The organism is Streptomyces sp. NPDC053432, from assembly GCF_055585365.1.
Map to the genome: position 1 here is coordinate 1 of NZ_JBVJKF010000036.1, position 16646 is coordinate 16646.

Annotated in this window: 16 protein-coding genes; 13 read left to right on the top strand and 3 right to left on the bottom strand. The window is 71.7% G+C overall.

The annotated features are described in order from the left end of the window. Window positions 1-308 precede the first annotated feature (308 nt). The 8 genes from ACZ6Y1_RS35730 (at window position 309) to ACZ6Y1_RS35765 (ending at window position 7013) form a co-directional block, all read left to right on the top strand. Window positions 309-962, top strand: coding sequence for an HAD family hydrolase (locus ACZ6Y1_RS35730; RefSeq protein WP_469639994.1), 654 nt, complete (start codon window positions 309-311; stop codon window positions 960-962). 43 nt (window positions 963-1005) lie between these two features. Beyond that, on the top strand, window positions 1006-2241 hold the full coding sequence (locus tag ACZ6Y1_RS35735; protein ID WP_469639996.1) for an MFS transporter: 1236 nt from the start codon (window positions 1006-1008) through the stop codon (window positions 2239-2241). Next, the gene (locus ACZ6Y1_RS35740) at window positions 2213-3361 is read left to right on the top strand and encodes an acetoin utilization protein AcuC (RefSeq protein WP_469640090.1); all 1149 of its coding nucleotides are present in this window, start codon (window positions 2213-2215) and stop codon (window positions 3359-3361) included. Before ACZ6Y1_RS35735 ends, ACZ6Y1_RS35740 begins: the two co-directional genes overlap by 29 nt. 98 nt (window positions 3362-3459) lie before the next feature. Then, a complete protein-coding gene (locus ACZ6Y1_RS35745) occupies window positions 3460-4290 on the top strand; it encodes a phosphatase (protein ID WP_469639999.1) in 831 nt (276 codons plus the stop codon). A 114-nt stretch (window positions 4291-4404) separates the two neighbouring features. Continuing rightward, window positions 4405-4614: a helix-turn-helix domain-containing protein gene (locus tag ACZ6Y1_RS35750; RefSeq protein ID WP_008738568.1), complete on the top strand. Its 210-nt coding sequence runs from the start codon at window positions 4405-4407 to the stop codon at window positions 4612-4614. A gap of 145 nt (window positions 4615-4759) precedes the next feature. Further along, complete coding sequence (locus ACZ6Y1_RS35755) at window positions 4760-4858, top strand: 30S ribosomal protein bS22 (protein WP_003948845.1); 99 nt, start codon at window positions 4760-4762, stop codon at window positions 4856-4858. 101 nt (window positions 4859-4959) lie between these two features. Further along, entirely contained in the window at window positions 4960-6021 is a 1062-nt protein-coding gene (locus ACZ6Y1_RS35760; RefSeq protein ID WP_469640001.1) for an NAD-dependent epimerase/dehydratase family protein, read from the top strand. Continuing rightward, window positions 6021-7013 carry a lysophospholipid acyltransferase family protein gene (locus ACZ6Y1_RS35765; RefSeq protein ID WP_469640003.1) on the top strand — a complete coding sequence of 331 codons (993 nt, stop codon included), beginning with the start codon at window positions 6021-6023 and terminating at the stop codon, window positions 7011-7013. The genes ACZ6Y1_RS35760 and ACZ6Y1_RS35765 overlap by 1 nt, the downstream gene beginning before the upstream one ends. Window positions 7014-7064: 51 nt before the next feature. Here ACZ6Y1_RS35765 and ACZ6Y1_RS35770 read toward each other — a convergent pair whose 3' ends face one another. The 3 genes from ACZ6Y1_RS35770 to ACZ6Y1_RS35780 all read right to left on the bottom strand — a co-directional run bounded on the left by ACZ6Y1_RS35770 (window position 7065) and on the right by ACZ6Y1_RS35780 (window position 10702). Then, the gene (locus tag ACZ6Y1_RS35770) at window positions 7065-8264 is read right to left on the bottom strand and encodes a DUF5667 domain-containing protein (protein WP_469640006.1); all 1200 of its coding nucleotides are present in this window, start codon (window positions 8262-8264) and stop codon (window positions 7065-7067) included. A gap of 228 nt (window positions 8265-8492) precedes the next feature. Beyond that, window positions 8493-9314 carry an ECF subfamily RNA polymerase sigma factor, BldN family gene (locus ACZ6Y1_RS35775; RefSeq protein ID WP_469640007.1) on the bottom strand — a complete coding sequence of 274 codons (822 nt, stop codon included), beginning with the start codon at window positions 9312-9314 and terminating at the stop codon, window positions 8493-8495. Window positions 9315-9730: 416 nt separating this feature from the next. Continuing rightward, a complete protein-coding gene (locus tag ACZ6Y1_RS35780; protein WP_469640008.1) occupies window positions 9731-10702 on the bottom strand; it encodes an HAD family hydrolase in 972 nt (323 codons plus the stop codon). Between the two features lie 92 nt (window positions 10703-10794). Here ACZ6Y1_RS35780 and ACZ6Y1_RS35785 point away from each other — a divergent pair, with 92 nt between their 5' ends. From ACZ6Y1_RS35785 to ACZ6Y1_RS35805, 5 genes are all read left to right on the top strand, one after another. Further along, complete coding sequence (locus tag ACZ6Y1_RS35785) at window positions 10795-11073, top strand: glutaredoxin family protein (protein ID WP_469640011.1); 279 nt, start codon at window positions 10795-10797, stop codon at window positions 11071-11073. 272 nt (window positions 11074-11345) lie between these two features. Continuing rightward, a complete protein-coding gene (locus ACZ6Y1_RS35790; RefSeq protein ID WP_469640013.1) occupies window positions 11346-12155 on the top strand; it encodes a redox-sensing transcriptional repressor Rex in 810 nt (269 codons plus the stop codon). Beyond that, the gene (locus ACZ6Y1_RS35795) at window positions 12152-13966 is read left to right on the top strand and encodes a glutamyl-tRNA reductase (RefSeq protein ID WP_469640015.1); all 1815 of its coding nucleotides are present in this window, start codon (window positions 12152-12154) and stop codon (window positions 13964-13966) included. The genes ACZ6Y1_RS35790 and ACZ6Y1_RS35795 overlap by 4 nt, the downstream gene beginning before the upstream one ends. Further along, the gene (hemC, locus tag ACZ6Y1_RS35800; protein WP_469640018.1) at window positions 13963-14928 is read left to right on the top strand and encodes a hydroxymethylbilane synthase; all 966 of its coding nucleotides are present in this window, start codon (window positions 13963-13965) and stop codon (window positions 14926-14928) included. Before ACZ6Y1_RS35795 ends, hemC begins: the two co-directional genes overlap by 4 nt. Further along, complete coding sequence (locus ACZ6Y1_RS35805) at window positions 14925-16592, top strand: bifunctional uroporphyrinogen-III C-methyltransferase/uroporphyrinogen-III synthase (protein ID WP_469640020.1); 1668 nt, start codon at window positions 14925-14927, stop codon at window positions 16590-16592. The genes hemC and ACZ6Y1_RS35805 overlap by 4 nt, the downstream gene beginning before the upstream one ends. The last annotated feature ends 54 nt before the right edge of the window (window positions 16593-16646 follow it).

The following is a 16646-nucleotide window of genomic DNA, read 5'->3' on the forward strand; positions in this document are numbered from 1 at the left end:
ACCCTGTGGGAGAGTAGGACGCCGCCGAACAATCATTGTGGGAAAGCCCCGCACCAGCCCTTCAGGGTTCGGTGCGGGGCTTTTCTGCGTTTACGCCGCGCCGGCTGTATACGCCGATAACGTCCATCCGAGCCCTGGTGCAGGAGTTCGCGGAAACGACCCTGACCGCCGAGGAGCGGCGTGAGCGGGCAGAGCGTGCCCGTGAGTACATGGCCGAGCGGGCGGCGAGCGGAGGATTTTCCGATGTTCGTCCGTTCACCAGCATGCGGCTGCCGTGGACCCGAGCTGACGGCTCGTAGGGTTGGGGTATGGGCTACGACCTCGTCATCTTCGACAACGACGGCGTGCTGGTGGACAGCGAGCCGCTCGCCAACAGCGTTCTCGCCGAGTACCTGACCGAGCTGGGGCACCCGACCACGTACGAGGACTCGCTCCGCGACTACATGGGCGCGGCCGTGCACCGGATCCACGATCTCGTCCAGGAGCGGACCGGGGGCCGGCTGCCCGAGGAATTCGACCGGACGCTGACGGCGCGGACCGCGGCCGCCTTCGAGCGGGAGCTGAAGCCGGTCGCCGGCATCGAGGACGTGCTGGGTGCGCTGACGGCCAGCGGGGTCGGGTACTGCCTGGCGTCGTCCGGCAGCCACGAGCGGATCCGGGCCGGGCACCTGGCGGCCGGGCTCGACGGATGGTTCGAGGAAGAGTGGATCTTCAGCTCGGACGACGTGGGCGAGGGGAAGCCGTCTCCCGAGCTGTTCCTGCACGCGGCCCGGCAGATGGGGGTGGAGCCCTCGCGGTGCGTCGTCATCGAGGACAGCCCGCGGGGCATCCAGGCCGCGCTCGCGGCGGGGATGGACGTGTACGCGTACACCGCCATGCTTCCCGCCGATCAGCTGCCGGGGGCGACCGGCTACTTCGGGGACATGATGCAGCTCCCGCTGCTCCTCCAACTCCCTGTGTGATCTCTCTACCCACGAGTAGCCGCGGGGCCTACGCTGTGCCGCCATGACGGCAACGGCAGACGGGCGGCTGCGGCGTGGGCGCGGCGCGCTGGGGTTCGGGTTCTTCGCGCAGGGTGTCACCTTCGCGCTGCTCGTGACGCGGATCCCGGCCATCCAGGAGCAGTACGGGATATCCGACGGGCTGCTGCCCGCGTTCCTGGCCGCCGTGCCGATCCTGGCGGGCGCGTCGAGCGTTGCCACCGAGCACCTCGTGAAGCGGGTCGCGCCGAGCGTGGTGCTGCGGTGGGCGCAGCCGCTCGTACTGCTGGCGCTGCTGGGCGTCGGGGCCGGCGACCAGATGTGGCACGTGGCGGTGGCGCTGGGCGCGTTCGGTCTGGCGGTGGGCGCGCTGGACGCCTCGATGAACATGCTCGGGGTGAGCCTCCAGCGGGAGTACGGGCGCAGCATCATGCTCGGCTTCCACGCCGCCTACAGCCTGGGCGGGATCGTCGGGGCGTCGGCCGCCTGGGCCGGGGCGCACTGGCACCTGGGGCTGTTCGTGAGCTATCTGCCGGCCGTGGTGCTGCTCGTGCCGCTCGTGCTGGTGGGGAGCAGGTTCTACGTCGATCAGAGCGGCGACGGGGCGGTGGCCGACGAGGGGCAGGGCGGGGGCGCGGCGTTCAAGCTGCTGCTGCCGCTGTGCCTGGTGATGGCGTGCGCGTACATCGGTGACTCGACGGTCGCGAACTGGAGTGCCAAGTACCTCCAGGACGTGCTGGGCAGTTCGGAGCAGCTGGCCACCGTCCCCTACAACGTCTACATGGTGACCACGCTCCTCGGGCGGGCCGTCGGGGACCTGGGGGTGCGCCGGTTCGGTGCGGTGGCCGTCGTGCGGGGCGGGACGGTGGTGGCCGCAGGCGGGTTCGCCGTCGTGGCGGCCGCGCCGGGGGCGTGGGTGGGGATGCTCGGTTTCACGCTGCTGGGGATCGGGCTGTGCGTGATCGTGCCGCAGACCTTCGCCGCGGCGGGGCGGCTGTTCCCCGGGGCGGCTTCCGACACGGCGATCGCCCGGCTCAACATCTTCAACTACGTCGGGTTCCTGATCGGGTCGCCGCTGGTCGGCGGGATCGGGGACGCCTGGAGCTACCGGGGCGCGATGCTCGTGCCGATGGTGCTGGTCCTGATCACGCTGTTCCAAGCCCGCTCGTTCGGACCGGTGCAGGGCCGATACCGTGTCGGGCATGAGCGGCGAGCCGATGACCGGGCTGTTGATGTGGGACGAGGCGGTAACGAAGTATGACTTCGGGCCGAGCCATCCGATGGATCCGGTGCGCCTGGCGCTGACCATGGGGCTGGTGCGCGCCTTCGGGCTGGACCGTGCGATGGAGGTACGGGCCGCCCGCGCGGCCGGGGACTCGACGCTGCGGCTCGTCCACCGGGAGGACTACGTCGCCGCGGTGCGCGAGGTGTCCGCGGACCCCGGGGTCGCCGACGGGTCGTACGGCCTGGGGACCGTGGACGATCCGGCCTTCCGCGGGATGCACGAGGCGTCCGCGCTGATCGCCGGGCAGTCCGTGGCCGGCGCGGAGGCGGTCTGGCGGGGCGAGACCGGGCACGCCGTGAACTTCGCGGGCGGGCTGCACCACGCCATGCCGGGCGGCGCGGCCGGTTTCTGCGTCTACAACGACGCGGCGCTGGCCATCGCGCGGCTGCTGGAGCTGGGGGCCGAGCGGGTCGCGTACGTGGACGTCGACGTACACCACGGGGACGGGGTGCAGGCTGCCTTCTGGGACGACCCGCGCGTGCTGACCATTTCGGTGCACGAGCACCCGCGGACCCTGTTCCCGCAGACCGGCTGGCCGGAGGAGACGGGGGGCGACCGGGCGGAGGGGAGCGCGGTGAACCTCGCGCTGCCCGCCGGGACCGGTGACGAGGGGTGGCTGCGGGCCTTCCACGCGGTCGTCCCGGAGCTGCTGGCGGACTTCCGGCCGCAGGTGCTGGTGACGCAGCACGGGGCCGACACGCACTTCGAGGACCCGCTCGCGCACCTCGCGGTGTCGCTGGACGCCCAGCGGGCCGTCCAGGAGGCGTGCCACGCGCTGGCGCACGAGTACGCGGACGGGCGGTGGCTGGCCCTGGGCGGGGGCGGCTACGCGGTGGTGGACGTCGTACCGCGGTCGTGGACGCACCTGGTGGGGATCGCCGCGCACCGGCCGGTGGATCCGCAGGCGGTCGTGCCGGCGTCCTGGCGGGACGAGGTGTACGCGCGGACGCGGCAGCAGGCGCCGGCCCGGATGACGGACGGGCGGGTGCCCGAGTGGCGCGAGTGGGAGGCCGGTTACGATCCGGCGGACCGTACGGATCAGGCCGTTCTCGCCACGCGGAGGGCGGTGTTCCCGCTGCGCGGCATGCTGACCTGACGGCGCGTCGGGGAACAGGTGATGCATCGTTACGCCAACTGTGGGGGACTTGCACGGAATTGACGCCCCGGCAGGTGGGCGCGGGGCAGCATCGAGGGGTGTTGAGCACCGGCGCGCTGCGTGCGCATCTGCTGGCCGCCCGGTTGGCCGGGCCCGTCGCCACCTCCCGGGAGGAGAGCCTGCGCAGCTACCGCCTGTTCGCCGCGGGTGATCCGCGGGTGCTGCTGGGGCTGGATCCGGAGCGGGGCTGGAGCGAGGGCGATCTGCTGCGGCTGATGGCGGACAAGTGCGGGGTCTCCGCGGACCCGGCGCACGTCAGCGGCCCGGACGTGATCGACCCGGAGCGCACGCTGGCCGCGCTGGACGCCTTCGCGGGGCGGCTGCGGGCGGTGGCCGGGCGGGGGGCACCCGTGTTGTTCGGGACGGGTCACCCGCACCGTCTCCTGGGGTTCTACGCCTGTTTGGCCGAGGCGATGTCGGCGGCGGGATGTGTTGTCCTCACCCCCGCGCAGGGGGCGAGTGTCGACGTCGCGTCCCGGTTCGGCGTACGTACGTACCGTCTCGATTACGTACGAGGGGTCGCACTGGTGCGGGAACCCGGCGTGCGGTCGCCGGGGAGTGCGACCGGCGCGCACACGCATTCGCCGCTGCCGGTTCGGATCGCGCTGGGGGCCCTGGCGGAGGCCGGCGGGCCGTTGCCGGAGCTGGTGGTGGGTGATCACGGTTGGGTCTGCGGTGCAGGTCAGCTGGGTGTGGAGGCGATCGGGCTGGCCGATACGGATGATCCCGCGCTGTTCGTGGGGGAAGCCGAGGGGCAGGTGTCGGTGGCCGTTCCACTTGATGACGCGGTGCGTGCGGACTACTACCGACCGCTTACTCGCTATGTGCTCAATCGGGCGGGTCTGCCGGTTTGGCAGGAGTGGCCGTAGCTCCTCTTCCCCACTCGTCACGCCCGCCCCTACTCTGGGGAGTGAGCGTGCGACGACGAGGAGTAACCGGAGGGGAAGCCGGTGCCCGTCATGCGCGGAAGGTCAAGGTGTGTCATGGCTGCTGGCGAGAGGCCTCTCAGTGAGGTTCAGTTCCTGACCGTGGCGGAGGTCGCCTCGGTGATGCGAGTGTCGAAGATGACTGTGTACCGGCTGGTGCACAACGGTCATCTGCCCGCGATCCGGGTGGGCCGGTCCTTCCGGGTCCCCGAGAACGCGGTTCACGAGTACCTCCGGGAGTCCTATGTGGGGGTGGAGTCGGCCTAATACTGACGGCCCTTCGGATGCCCTCGTAACTCCTGGGATGCACTCGGATTACGGGCTCAGAGCTCGGGCGGGTAGGCTAGGCCGACGTAGGTCGTGTGGGCCCAGACGCCCCGCACCAGTGAAGAAGAAGTGAGCGAGGGTAGTCGTGGGCTCTGTTATCAAGAAGCGGCGCAAGCGGATGGCTAAGAAGAAGCACCGCAAGCTGCTCAAGCGCACCCGCGTCCAGCGCCGTAACAAGAAGTAAACGGCAGCTGTACGTGTTCTCCGCAGCCCCTCCACCATTCTGGTGGGGGGGCTGCGGTGCAGCCGGGTACGGGTGTTCCGATCTAGGGAGGCGCTGAGCTCGTGGGGAAGGTCGTACTGGTCACCGGGGCTGCCCGGCAGCTGGGGGGCCGCTTCGTGCGCCGCATCCAGCGTGACCCGGAGGTCGAGCGGGTGATCGCCGTGGACGCGGTGGCACCGCCGCACCGGCTGGGATCGGCCGAGTTCGTGCGTACGGACATCAGACAGTCGGCGATCGCCCGCGTGCTGGCCGAGCACGCCGTGGACACGGTGGTGCACCTCGCGGTCACCGGTGGCGCCGGGGGCACCGGCGGCGGTCACAGCGCCGTCAAGGAGACGAACGTCATCGGGACGATGCAGCTCCTCGGGGCCTGCCAGAAGTCCCCCACGGTGCGGCGGCTCGTGGTGAAGTCCAGTACGAGCGTGTACGGGGGCACCTCCCGGGATCCGGCCGTCTTCACCGAGACCACGCAGCCCAAGTCGCTGCCGGCGGGCGGTTTCGCCAAGGACGCCACCGAGGTCGAGGGATACGTACGGGGCTTCGCGCGCAGGCGGCCGGACGTCGCGGTGTGCGTGCTGCGGTTCGCGAACATCCTGGGGCCGTTCGCGGACTCGGCGCTCGCCGAGTACTTCTCGATGCCGGTGATGCCGACGGTGCTGGGCTACGACCCGCGGCTGCAGTTCGTCCACGAGGACGACGTGCTCGACGTGCTGCGGCTGGCCGCGCAGGAGCCCCGTCGCGGGACGCTGAACAGCGGGACCTTCAACATCGCGGGCGACGGCGTCCTGCTGCTGTCGCAGTGCTCGCGGAGGCTGGGGCGGCCGACGCTGCCCCTGCTGCTGCCCGCGGTGACATGGGTCGGGCAGGCGCTGCGGGCGGTCGGGGTGACCGATTTCTCGCCGGAGCAGATCAGGCTCCTCACGCACGGCCGGGTCGTGGAGACCGCGCAGATGCGGGAGGTGCTCGGCTTCGAGCCGATGTACACGACCGCGGAGACCTTCGCGGACTTCGCGCGCAGCCGCGGCGCCGGTCTGCTGCCGCCCGAGCGGGTCGGCCGCGCCGTGGACCGGGTGGCGGCCATGCTGGATGCAGACCTCGAAGCGGTTGAAGGAGCGAAGCGATAGTGGCGGACGCCAAGGTCATTCCGTTCGACGAGGACCGTCCGCGCCGGCGGGCCCCGGGCCGGCGGGTACGGGCGGTGCCCGAGCCCGCGCACGAGCCCGGGACGGCGCCCGTGGCCGCGCCGGCGGCCGTTGCCGCCGCGGGCCCGGCGGGGGACGGCTGGGACAAGCGGATCGCCGGGGGGCTGGCGTTCCTGCGGCGCCGGATCACCGGGGACTACGAGGTCGACGAGTTCGGCTACGACAAGGAGCTGACGGACCAGGTCCTGATGTCCATGCTCCGGCCGTTGTACGACAAGTACTTCCGGGTCGAGGTCAAGGGCATCGAGAACATCCCCAAGGAGGGTGGTGCGCTGATCGTGGCGAACCACTCCGGGACCCTGCCGCTGGACGGGCTGATGATGCAGGTGGCGGTCCACGACCACCACCCGGCGCAGCGGCACCTGCGACTGCTGGCGGCGGACCTGGTGTTCATGCTGCCGGTGGTGAACGAGCTGGCGCGGAAGGCCGGGCACACCCTGGCGTGCGCGGAGGACGCGCAGCGGCTGCTGGAGGCCGGGGAACTGGTCGGGGTCATGCCGGAGGGCTTCAAGGGGATAGGGAAGCCGTTCGGGGACCGGTACAAGCTCCAGCGGTTCGGGCGCGGCGGGTTCGTGTCGACGGCGCTGCGGGCGGGCACGCCGATCGTGCCGTGCTCGATCGTGGGCGCGGAGGAGATCTACCCGATGGTCGGCAACGCGAAGACGCTGGCACGGCTGCTGGGGATCCCGTACTTCCCGATCACTCCGACGTTCCCCTGGCTGGGGCCGCTGGGGGCGGTGCCGTTGCCGACGAAGTGGACGATCCAGTTCGGGGAGCCGATTCCCACGGCGGGGTACGCGGCGGAGGCCGCCGATGATCCGATGCTGATGTTCAACCTGACGGATCAGGTGCGGGAGCAGATCCAGCACACGCTGTACAAGCTGCTGGTGCAGCGGCGGTCGGTCTTCTTCTGACCATTGACCATCGAGTGAAGGCGGGGCTGCGATCGCAGCCCCGCCTTCCTGTTATCCCGCGTCCTCCGAGTTGAGCCCCAGGCCCGGGAGGATGCCCGGGAGGAGGGGCGGGAGGGTGATGTCCGGCTGCGTCTCGGACGGGGCGCCCGAGGCGGGTGGCGCGGACTGGCCCTGCGACGGGTTGAGCAGGTTGCCCGTACCGCCCAGGAGGCCGCCGGCCGGGGGCGTGGTGCTGCCCGACGGGGACGGCGCGGGGCTGCCCGACGGCGTGCCCGGTGCGGGGGCGGTCTGCTGCTTGCCGCCGGGGGTGCCCGGTTTGGCGGGGGCACCGGACGGGCCGGTGCCGCGCGTCTGCTCCGGGGGCTTGGGGAGCAGGCCCTGGAACGGCGCCACGTCTTCGTCTATGGCCTGGAAGACCGACTCGACGTCACTGCCCACGTCGCCCAGCTGCGGCGGGAGCTTCTCCCGCAGCTTGCCCCACGCGTCGCGGTGGGCGCGGGAGAAGGACGACAGCGCCTGGATCGGGCCGAGCGAGCCGTCCCGGTCGTGGGCGGCCTGGAGGAGCCGGTGGCCCTCTTCGGCGTCGTGCTTCATGCCCGCGAGGGCCCGGCGGATGGCGCCCAGCACCTCGTGGTCCAGGGTGTTCCCGCCCCGCCCGCGCTCCATCAGCCTGCGGGCTTCCGACAGGCGGTTCGAGGCCTGGTCGAGATAGAGCTCGCCCCGGTCCGAATCGTCCTCGGCCATCCCCAGCTTCAGGTCCTCCATGCCCCGCTTCACGGGGTAGAGGTGGTCACCGGGCAGGGCGTCCGAACTGGCAGCGGCCACTCCGCTGAAGGCCCCCGCGGCCACACCCACGGTGAGGCCGCCCGCTGCGATGCCCTTGGACCAGCGGGAGCGGGGCCGCAATTTCCGGAGCGGGGTCGCCCGGTGGGCGCCGCGGCCGGTCCGCTGCTCGGGCAACTGAGGGTCGGCGGCACCGCCTCCGGCCCTCTCCTCCAGCACCATGGCCTCCATGGCGGCCACGAGCTGGGCTCGCTGCACCACTTTGACCTCGGGGTCCAGCACCGGGCGCGGCATTCGTTCGCCGAGCACGCTCGCCAGGGCCAACAACCGGTCGTGGTCGGCAGGTTCGGCAGGTGCCTCGGACTGCTCGGCCGCCGGGTCCGGTTCCGAAAGGTCGGACGGGGTCCGCTCCTCAAGGGCCTGGGCGAAGGCGTTCGCCCGCCGGTGCGGAGTGACGTTCGCGATCACTGGCGGCACCTCCTCTCGTCATGACGATCGACTCCCCAAGGTGTCCGGAAGGTTGCCTTCCTTGAGCACATCCACCCTTTCGGGTGAGCGGCTTCGGGCAGGGCGTGTCCACAGGGAGCCTGCATTCCGCACAACGAGCGTCGCGGCACTTGGGTTACGGACGAAGGATGATCGGACCACAGCGTCATCGAGGGGTCACCGAGTGTGTTGTCAGGAAGAGTGTGAGAGTCAGCGGGCGTCGTCCGGGAGGAGGCGGGCCAGCGTGCGGACCGCCCGGTACTGGAGCGTCTTGATGGCGCCCTCGTTCTTCCCCATCACCCGGGCCGTCTCGGCGACCGAGAGGCCCTGCAGGAAGCGCAGTGTCACGCATTCCTGCTGCTGCGGATTGAGTTTCCGTACGGCCTCCAGCAGGGCCGCGTTGGAGAGGGACTCCAGGACGGAGTCCTCGGGGCTGCGCTCGACCTCGTTCGCGTCGAGCATCTCGCCGGTGGTGACCTCCAGCCGGAACCGGCTGGACTTGAAGTGGTCCGCCACCAGGTTGCGCGCGATCGTCACGAGCCACGCACCGAAGTCGCGGCCCTGCCAGGTGAAGGTGGAGATGCGGCGCAGTGCGCGCAGGAAGGTCTCGCTGGTGAGATCCTCCGCGGTCGCCTTGCCGCCGACGCGGTAGTAGATGTAGCGGTACACCGTGTCGCTGTACTGGTCGTACAGGCGGCCGAAGGCCTCGGCCTCGCCCGCCTGGGCGCGCTCGACCAGGTCCATCATGCGGGCCTGGTCGCTGTCCGCGGTGGGGCGGCGCGGTGTGGGGGTGGCCTGGGTGCTCGTGCCGGCGGAGCCGCTCGCCCCTCCGGCCGCGCGGCCTCGTCTGCCCACCGTCGCTCCGCCGTCGGTCAGGGCGTAGCAAGGTCCGGCCGGGCCGAAGCCGGCAGGGACCGCGGCGGCGAAGGCGGGGACGGCGTACGCGGTGGGGACGAAGCCACGCAGGTGGTCGAGGACCGTTGCGCGCAGCGTAGCCAGGCCCGAGGCGTCAACCCCGACAGGTGGGTACACGGGACTCCCAGAGGCAGAGCTTCCATCACGTGCAGTGCGGGACCGTTCACCCGTCGTGGCGACAGATGGGCGGTGGCATGCGTCTGAGGAGAATAACGCTTCGTACAGGCAGGACTACACCCAGTTGCTCAAATCATCGATTCCGACACTTCCGTTGCGTGTCGAGGGCATATTCAGGCGCACTTGGTGATCGATTCTTGATCACTTGGGTGCGCGGAATGGGCGCTTCCAGGGGGTCCGCGACCGAGTCGGGCGGCCCGGGGCGCCCCGCCGGGGCCGGGGGTGGAGCTGGGGAAATGCCCCGGGCCGCCGGGCCCGAAACGCGGGCGGAGCCGCCCCGCGGCGGGCGGGACGGCTCCGGTGCTGGTCGCAGTGGGTGTCGGGCCGCCGGGGCGGCGGCGCGAGGGGTGCGGCGGCTACTTGCGGCGGCGGTTCAGGGCGATCGCGGCGGCCGCGCCACCGGCGATCGCGCCGACTCCGGCGGCGGCCGGGACGCCGACCTTCACGGCCTTGCGGCCGGTCCGATAGTCGCGCAGCCGCCAGTCGTTGGTCCGGGCATGCTTGCGCAGTTTTGTGTCGGGATTGATCGCGTAGGGATGCCCGACCAGCGACAGCATCGGGATGTCGTTGTGCGAATCGCTGTACGCGGCGCAGCGGGCGAGATCGAGCCCCTCGGCGGCGGCCAGCGCGCGGACCGCCTCCGCCTTGGCGGGGCCGTGCAGCGGTTCGCCGACCAGGCGCCCGGTGTAGACGCCGTCGACGGACTCGGCGACGGTGCCCAGGGCGCCGGTCAGGCCCAGGCGGCGGGCGATGATCGTGGCCGTCTCCACGGGGGCGGCGGTGACCAGCCAGACCTTCTGGCCGGCGTCGAGGTGGGCCTGGGCGAGGGCGCGGGTGCCCGGCCAGATCCGCTCGGCCATGTACTCGTCGTAGATCTCCTCGCCGATGGACATCAGCTCGGAGACCTTGTGTCCCTTGACGATGGACAGGGCGCTGTCGCGGGCGTCCTGCATGTGCTCGGGGTCCTCGACGCCGGCCAGCCGGAACCAGGCCTGCTGCCAGGCGAAGCGGGCGAGTTCGCGGCGGCGGAAGAACTCGCGCTTGTAGAGGCCGCGGCCGAAGTGGAAGATCGCGGCGCCCTGCATGACGGTGTTGTCGAGGTCGAAGAAGGCGGCGGCGAGTGCGTCGCCGGCGACGGGGAACTCGGTCTCTTCCTCTTCTTCCTCGAGAACGTCGAGATCGGTGTCGAGATCGACGTCGGATTCCGTGAGGTGCGGGGATTCGCCGAGTGCGGACTTGCGGGCGGCCTCGGCCGAGGCCTCGCCTGCCAGCACGCTCCGCGCTGTCGCGGAGCGTCTACGGGGTGTGAGCCATCCGAGAGCGGCCATGTGGCGAGCATAGCCACTGTGTTCGGGGGTTCCCGAACCGATGGGAAACGGAGGCGTTAACAGTTCGGTTCGCGGCGCCCGAGAATGGGGGCATGAGCCCTTTGTTGCGACGTAAAGAGAAGAAGCGTCCGGAGGAGCGGATGGTGACGCTCATCGGGAAGCCGGGGTGCCACCTGTGCGACGACGCCGAGGCGGTGGTGGCGGAGGTGTGCGCCGAGACGGGCGCGCGGTGGGAGAAGAAGGACATCTCCCAGGACGAGGAGCTCTACCGGCTGCACTGGGAGCAGATTCCGGTGGTGCTGGTGGACGGCGAGCAGCACACCTTCTGGCGGGTGAACCCGGACCGACTGCGGCGGGCGTTGGAGGGCTGACCCCCTTCCCGGTTACCATCATGGGCGATTTGCGGGGTCTGGGGGCGTCTGTGTGAGGAGCGTGTACGGCTTTGCCCCCTTTTGGATTTGAACGGGTTCGGCATGCCGTTGACGCCACTTGTACGCCCCGCGGTTGCGTGACCCCGGTCACTTTGGTCGGACAAAATGGACACAATCTTTGTGCACGCGTTCACAAAGGCATAGCCTGCTGTCGACGGGGCGGTCCTGGGACAAGTGACCGCCTGCAGCCCCGCTCATCCCGCAGGAGCATCGTGGCAACTGGCCGAACTCACCGACCGGCGACCCGCAGCCGAGGTATTCCCGAGGCCACTGTCGCCCGGCTTCCGCTGTACTTGCGTGCCCTCACCGCGCTCTCCGAGCGATCGGTGCCCACGGTGTCCTCCGAAGAGCTCGCGGCCGCCGCCGGAGTCAACTCCGCCAAGCTGCGCAAGGACTTCTCCTACCTCGGTTCCTACGGCACCCGCGGTGTCGGCTACGACGTCGAATACCTCGTCTACCAGATCTCCCGCGAACTGGGCCTGACCCAGGACTGGCCGGTAGTCATCGTCGGCATCGGCAACCTCGGCGCCGCGCTCGCCAACTACGGCGGTTTCGCGTCGCGCGGCTTCCGCGTGGCCGCGCTGATCGACGCCGACCCCGCGATGGCCGGAAAGCCCGTCGCCGGGATGCCCGTCCAGCACACCGACGACCTCGAGAAGATCATCGAGGAGAACGGGGTCTCGATCGGTGTCATCGCGACGCCGGCCGGTGCCGCCCAGCAGGTCAGCGAGCGGCTCATCGCCGCCGGTGTGACCTCCATCCTGAACTTCGCGCCCACCGTCCTGCAGGTGCCGGACGGTGTGGACGTGCGCAAGGTGGACCTGTCCATCGAGCTCCAGATCCTGGCGTTCCACGAGCAGCGCAAGGCCGGAGAGGAAGCGGCGGCCACCGCGACCACCGGCGGCTCCTCCGTGGGCGGCGCCGCCCCCGCCGCGGCCGTGATGCCGCCGGCCGGCCGGGCCGCCGCCGAGGCACGCAAGGGCAACCCCGAGGGTGACGTCCCGGCGGTGATGCCGGCATGAGCCTGCTCGTCGTGGGGCTGAGTCACCGCAGCGCGCCCGTGAGCGTGCTGGAACGCGCCTCCCTGTCCGCCGACGCCAAGGTCAAGCTGCTGCACGACACGCTGGCGGCGGAGCCGGCGGCGGAGGCGACGGTGCTCGCCACGTGCAACCGGATCGAGCTGTACGCCGACGTGGACAAGTTCCACGCCGGTGTCGCCGAGCTGTCCACGCTGCTGGCGCAGCACAGCGGTGTCGCGCTGGAGGAGCTCACTCCTTACCTCTACGTCCACTACGAAGACCGGGCCGTCCACCACCTGTTCTCGGTGGCGTGCGGGCTGGACTCGATGGTGGTCGGCGAGGGCCAGATCCTCGGCCAGATCAAGGACGCGCTGGCGCTGGGCCAGGAGCAGCACACCGCCGGGCGGCTGATCAACGACCTGTTCCAGCAGGCGCTGCGGGTCGGCAAGCGGGCGCACTCGGAGACCGGGATCGACCGGGCCGGGCAGTCGCTGGTCACCTTCGGCCTGGAGCAGCTCGCCGTGCACGTCCCCGTGGGGGAGTGGGCCGCGGGCAAGCGGGCGCTGGTGATCGGCGCCGGGTCGATGTCCTCGCTGGCGGCGGCGACGCTGGCGCGGGTGGGTGTCGCCGAGGTCGTGGTGGCGAACCGGACCGCGGAGCGGGCGGAGCGGCTGGCGGAGATTCTGGTTGCCTCGGGCACCGGGGTGAAGGCTTCCGCCATTGAGATGGCGGCCGTCGCCGACGAGCTGGCGCGGGTCGACGTGGTGGTGTCCTGCACCGGTGCCACCGGGCTGGTGCTGACCGCCGATGACGTCCTCGCCGCCGTGTCCCGTGCGGGGCTGGATGTGGTTGGTGCCGCCGGTCCGGTGCGGGTCACCGATCGGGGCTCCGCCGATGGGCTCGCGCCGGCCGGGGTGGCTTCGGCTGACGCGACCGGTTCGGTACCGGTCACCGATCGGGGCTCCGCCCCGGACCCCGCGCCTCAAACGCTGGCGGGGCTGGATTCGGCCCCCGCCGCCGGTTCGGTACAGGCGGCGGATCTGGCGGATGTCGTCGCCAGGCTCGTGGCTGCCGCCGAGGCCGGAGGCCGGATCCCGGACGCCGGGGCCGTGCGCAGCATCGCCGCGGTGCCGGAGGCCGACGAGTGCCCGGTGGGGCCCGACGGGCGGGCCGCGCTCACCGGGGTTGACGCCAGTTCCCTCGAACTGCACGGGACCTGGGCCGATCAGGGTGAGGCCGCCGCTCAGCGGCAGCCCCGCAGGAGCGCCCGGAGCCAGGCCGACGGGGCTGCTCCCGTACGGCTCGCGCTGCTGGACCTCGCCATGCCGCGGGACGTCGACGCCGCCGTGCACCGGATCCCCGGCGTGCGCCTCGTCGACATCGAGAGCCTGGCCGAGGCGTCCGCCGACGCGCCCATGGCCGCCGACGTCGACGCCGTCCGCGGCATCGTCGCCGAGGAGGTCGCCGCTTTCGGGGCGGCGCAGCGGGCCGCGCACATCACGCCCACCGTCGTCGCCCTGCGCGCCATGGCGGCCGAGGTCGTGGCCATGGAAGTGGCACGGCTCGACGGGCGGCTCCCCGATCTCGACGAGCGGCAGCGGGCCGAGGTCACCCAGACCGTGCGCCGCGTCGTCGACAAGCTCCTGCACGCGCCGACCGTGCGCGTCAAGCAGCTCGCGAGCGAACCCGGCGGCGCCGGGTACGCCGACGCACTGCGCGAACTCTTCGACCTCGACCCTCAGACGGTGGCATCCGTCAGCCGGGCGGACGCGGCCGATCCGAAGAACGACGACGACCCAGGACGGGCATCATGAACACAAGTCCCGACCAGCCGCTGCGGCTCGGTACGCGGCGGAGCAAGCTGGCCATGTCGCAGTCGGGCCACGTCGCCGACGCGGTACGGGCGATCACCGGCCGTCCCGTGGAGCTCGTGGAGATCACGACGTACGGTGACGTGTCGCGCGAGCACCTCGCCCAGATCGGCGGGACCGGCGTGTTCGTCACCGCCCTGCGCGACGCGCTGCTGCGCGGCGAGGTCGACTTCGCCGTGCACTCGCTGAAGGACCTGCCGACCGCCCAGCCCGACGACCTCGTGATCGCGGCCATGCCGCAGCGCGAGGACCCGCGGGACGCGCTCGTCGCCCGGGACGGCCTGACCTTCGAGCAGCTGCCCGACGGGGCCCGGATCGGTACCGGTTCGCCGCGCCGCACGGCGCAGCTCAACCACCTGGCGCTGTCCCTGGGCAAGCGGATCGAGACGGTGCCGATCCGCGGCAACGTCGACACCCGCATCGGGTTCGTGCAGGCCGGCGAGCTCGACGCCGTCGTGCTGGCCGCCGCCGGGCTGAACCGGATCGGGCGCGGTGACGAAGCGACCGACCTGCTGTCCGTCGACAGCGTCCTGCCCGCCCCCGGCCAGGGAGCCCTGGCCGTGGAGTGCCCCGCGTCCTCCACGGACCTCATCGCCGCGCTCGGCAAGCTCGACGACCCCCACACCCGGGCCGCCGTGACCGCCGAGCGTTCCCTGCTCGCCGCCCTGGAGGCCGGCTGCAGCGCGCCCGTGGGCGCGTACGCCGATCTGCTGGCCGACGGCCGGAATGTCAATGAAATGCGCCTGCGCGGCGTCGTCGGCACCCTCGACGGCTCGACGCTGGTGCAGCTGTCCACCACCGGTCCCGTGCCCCAGTCGTACGACGAGGCCATGGCGCTCGGCCGCGAACTCGCGGACGAGATGCTGGCCAAGGGCGCGGCCGGTCTGATGGGGGAGCGAGCGTGAGCCCCACAAGTCCGAACACCTCCGCCTATCCGGCCTTCGCCGCACACGGGCACGTCACCTTCCTCGGTGCCGGCCCGGGCGACCCGGGTCTGCTGACGCTGCGCGCCGTGGAGGCGCTCGCGGCAGCCGACGTACTGATCGCGGAACCAGAGGTGCTCGACGTCGTACGGACGCATGCGCGAGCGGGTGTCGACACACCGCAGCTGACGGTCGCTGACGAGGCGTCAGCAGCCGCCGGACTCCCGGTGATCCGCGATGCCGCCAATCTTGTCATGGAGGCCGCGCGCTCCGGCAGGCGGGTCGTCCGTGCCGTCACCGGCGACCCCGGACTCGACGGGAGCGCGGCCGAGGAGATGCTCGTCTGCGCCACCGAGGGCATCCCCTTCGAGGTGGTCCCGGGCGTCGCGACCGCGGTCGGCGTCCCCGCGTACGCGGGTGTGCCGCTCAGCGACAAGCAGGGCGCGGACGTCCGGTTCGTCGACGCCCGCAACGCCTCCGCGCGCTGCTGGAGCGAGGTCGGCGCGAGCGACGGCATCCTCGTCGTCTCCGCGACCCTGGAGACGGTCTCGGCCGCGGCCGCGGAGCTGGTGAGCGCCGGGCGCAAGCCCGACACCCCGCTGACGGTGACCGTCGCCGGTACGACCACGCGCCAGCGCACCTGGCGCGCGACGCTCGGCACGATCGCCCAGGTGTTCAAGCAGGGCAAGGTGCTCCCCTCGCCCGAGGGCGCACGGCCCGTCATAGCCGTGGTCGGTGAGCACGGCGCCGCCGCGCGGCGCGAGGAGCTGGCCTGGTTCGAGTCGAAGCCGCTGTTCGGCTGGCGGGTCCTCGTACCGCGCACCAAGGAGCAGGCCGCCTCGCTCTCCGACCAGTTGCGTTCGTACGGCGCGGTGCCGCACGAGGTGCCGACCATCGCCGTGGAGCCGCCGCGCACCCCGCAGCAGATGGAGCGGGCGGTCAAGGGCCTGGTGACGGGCCGCTACGAGTGGATCGCCTTCACCTCGGTCAACGCCGTCAAGGCCGTCCGGGAGAAGTTCGAGGAGTACGGGCTCGACGCGCGTGCCTTCGCGGGCATCAAGGTCGCCGCGGTGGGCGAGCAGACCGCGGCCGCGCTGGTGGAGTTCGGTGTGAAGCCGGACCTGGTGCCGAGCGGTGAGCAGTCGGCGGCCGGGCTGCTGGAGGACTGGCCGCCCTACGACCCGGTGTTCGACCCCATCGACCGTGTCTTCCTGCCCCGCGCCGACATCGCCACGGAGACGCTCGTGGCCGGTCTGATCGAGCTGGGCTGGGAGGTCGACGACGTCACGGCCTACCGGACCGTGCGCGCGTCGCCGCCGCCGGCGGACACGCGCGAGGCGATCAAGGGCGGCGGCTTCGACGCCGTTCTCTTCACGTCGTCCTCGACCGTGCGCAACCTCGTCGGCATCGCCGGCAAGCCGCACAACGTCACCGTGATCGCCTGTATCGGCCCGGCCACCGCCAAGACGGCGGAGGAGCACGGCCTGCGGGTGGACGTCCTCTCCCCGGAGCCGAGCGTGAGCAAGCTCGCGGAGGCCCTCGCCGAGTACGGCGCGGCACGCCGCGAGGCGGCCAAGGAGGCCGGCGAGACGGTCTTCCGGCCGAGCGAGCGGCGCCCGGGCGCGCGGAGGCGTCGTACGACCTGAGGGTCGAGGCAGGGGCCCGGGTGCGGATCACGCACCCGGGCCCCTTCCCCGTAC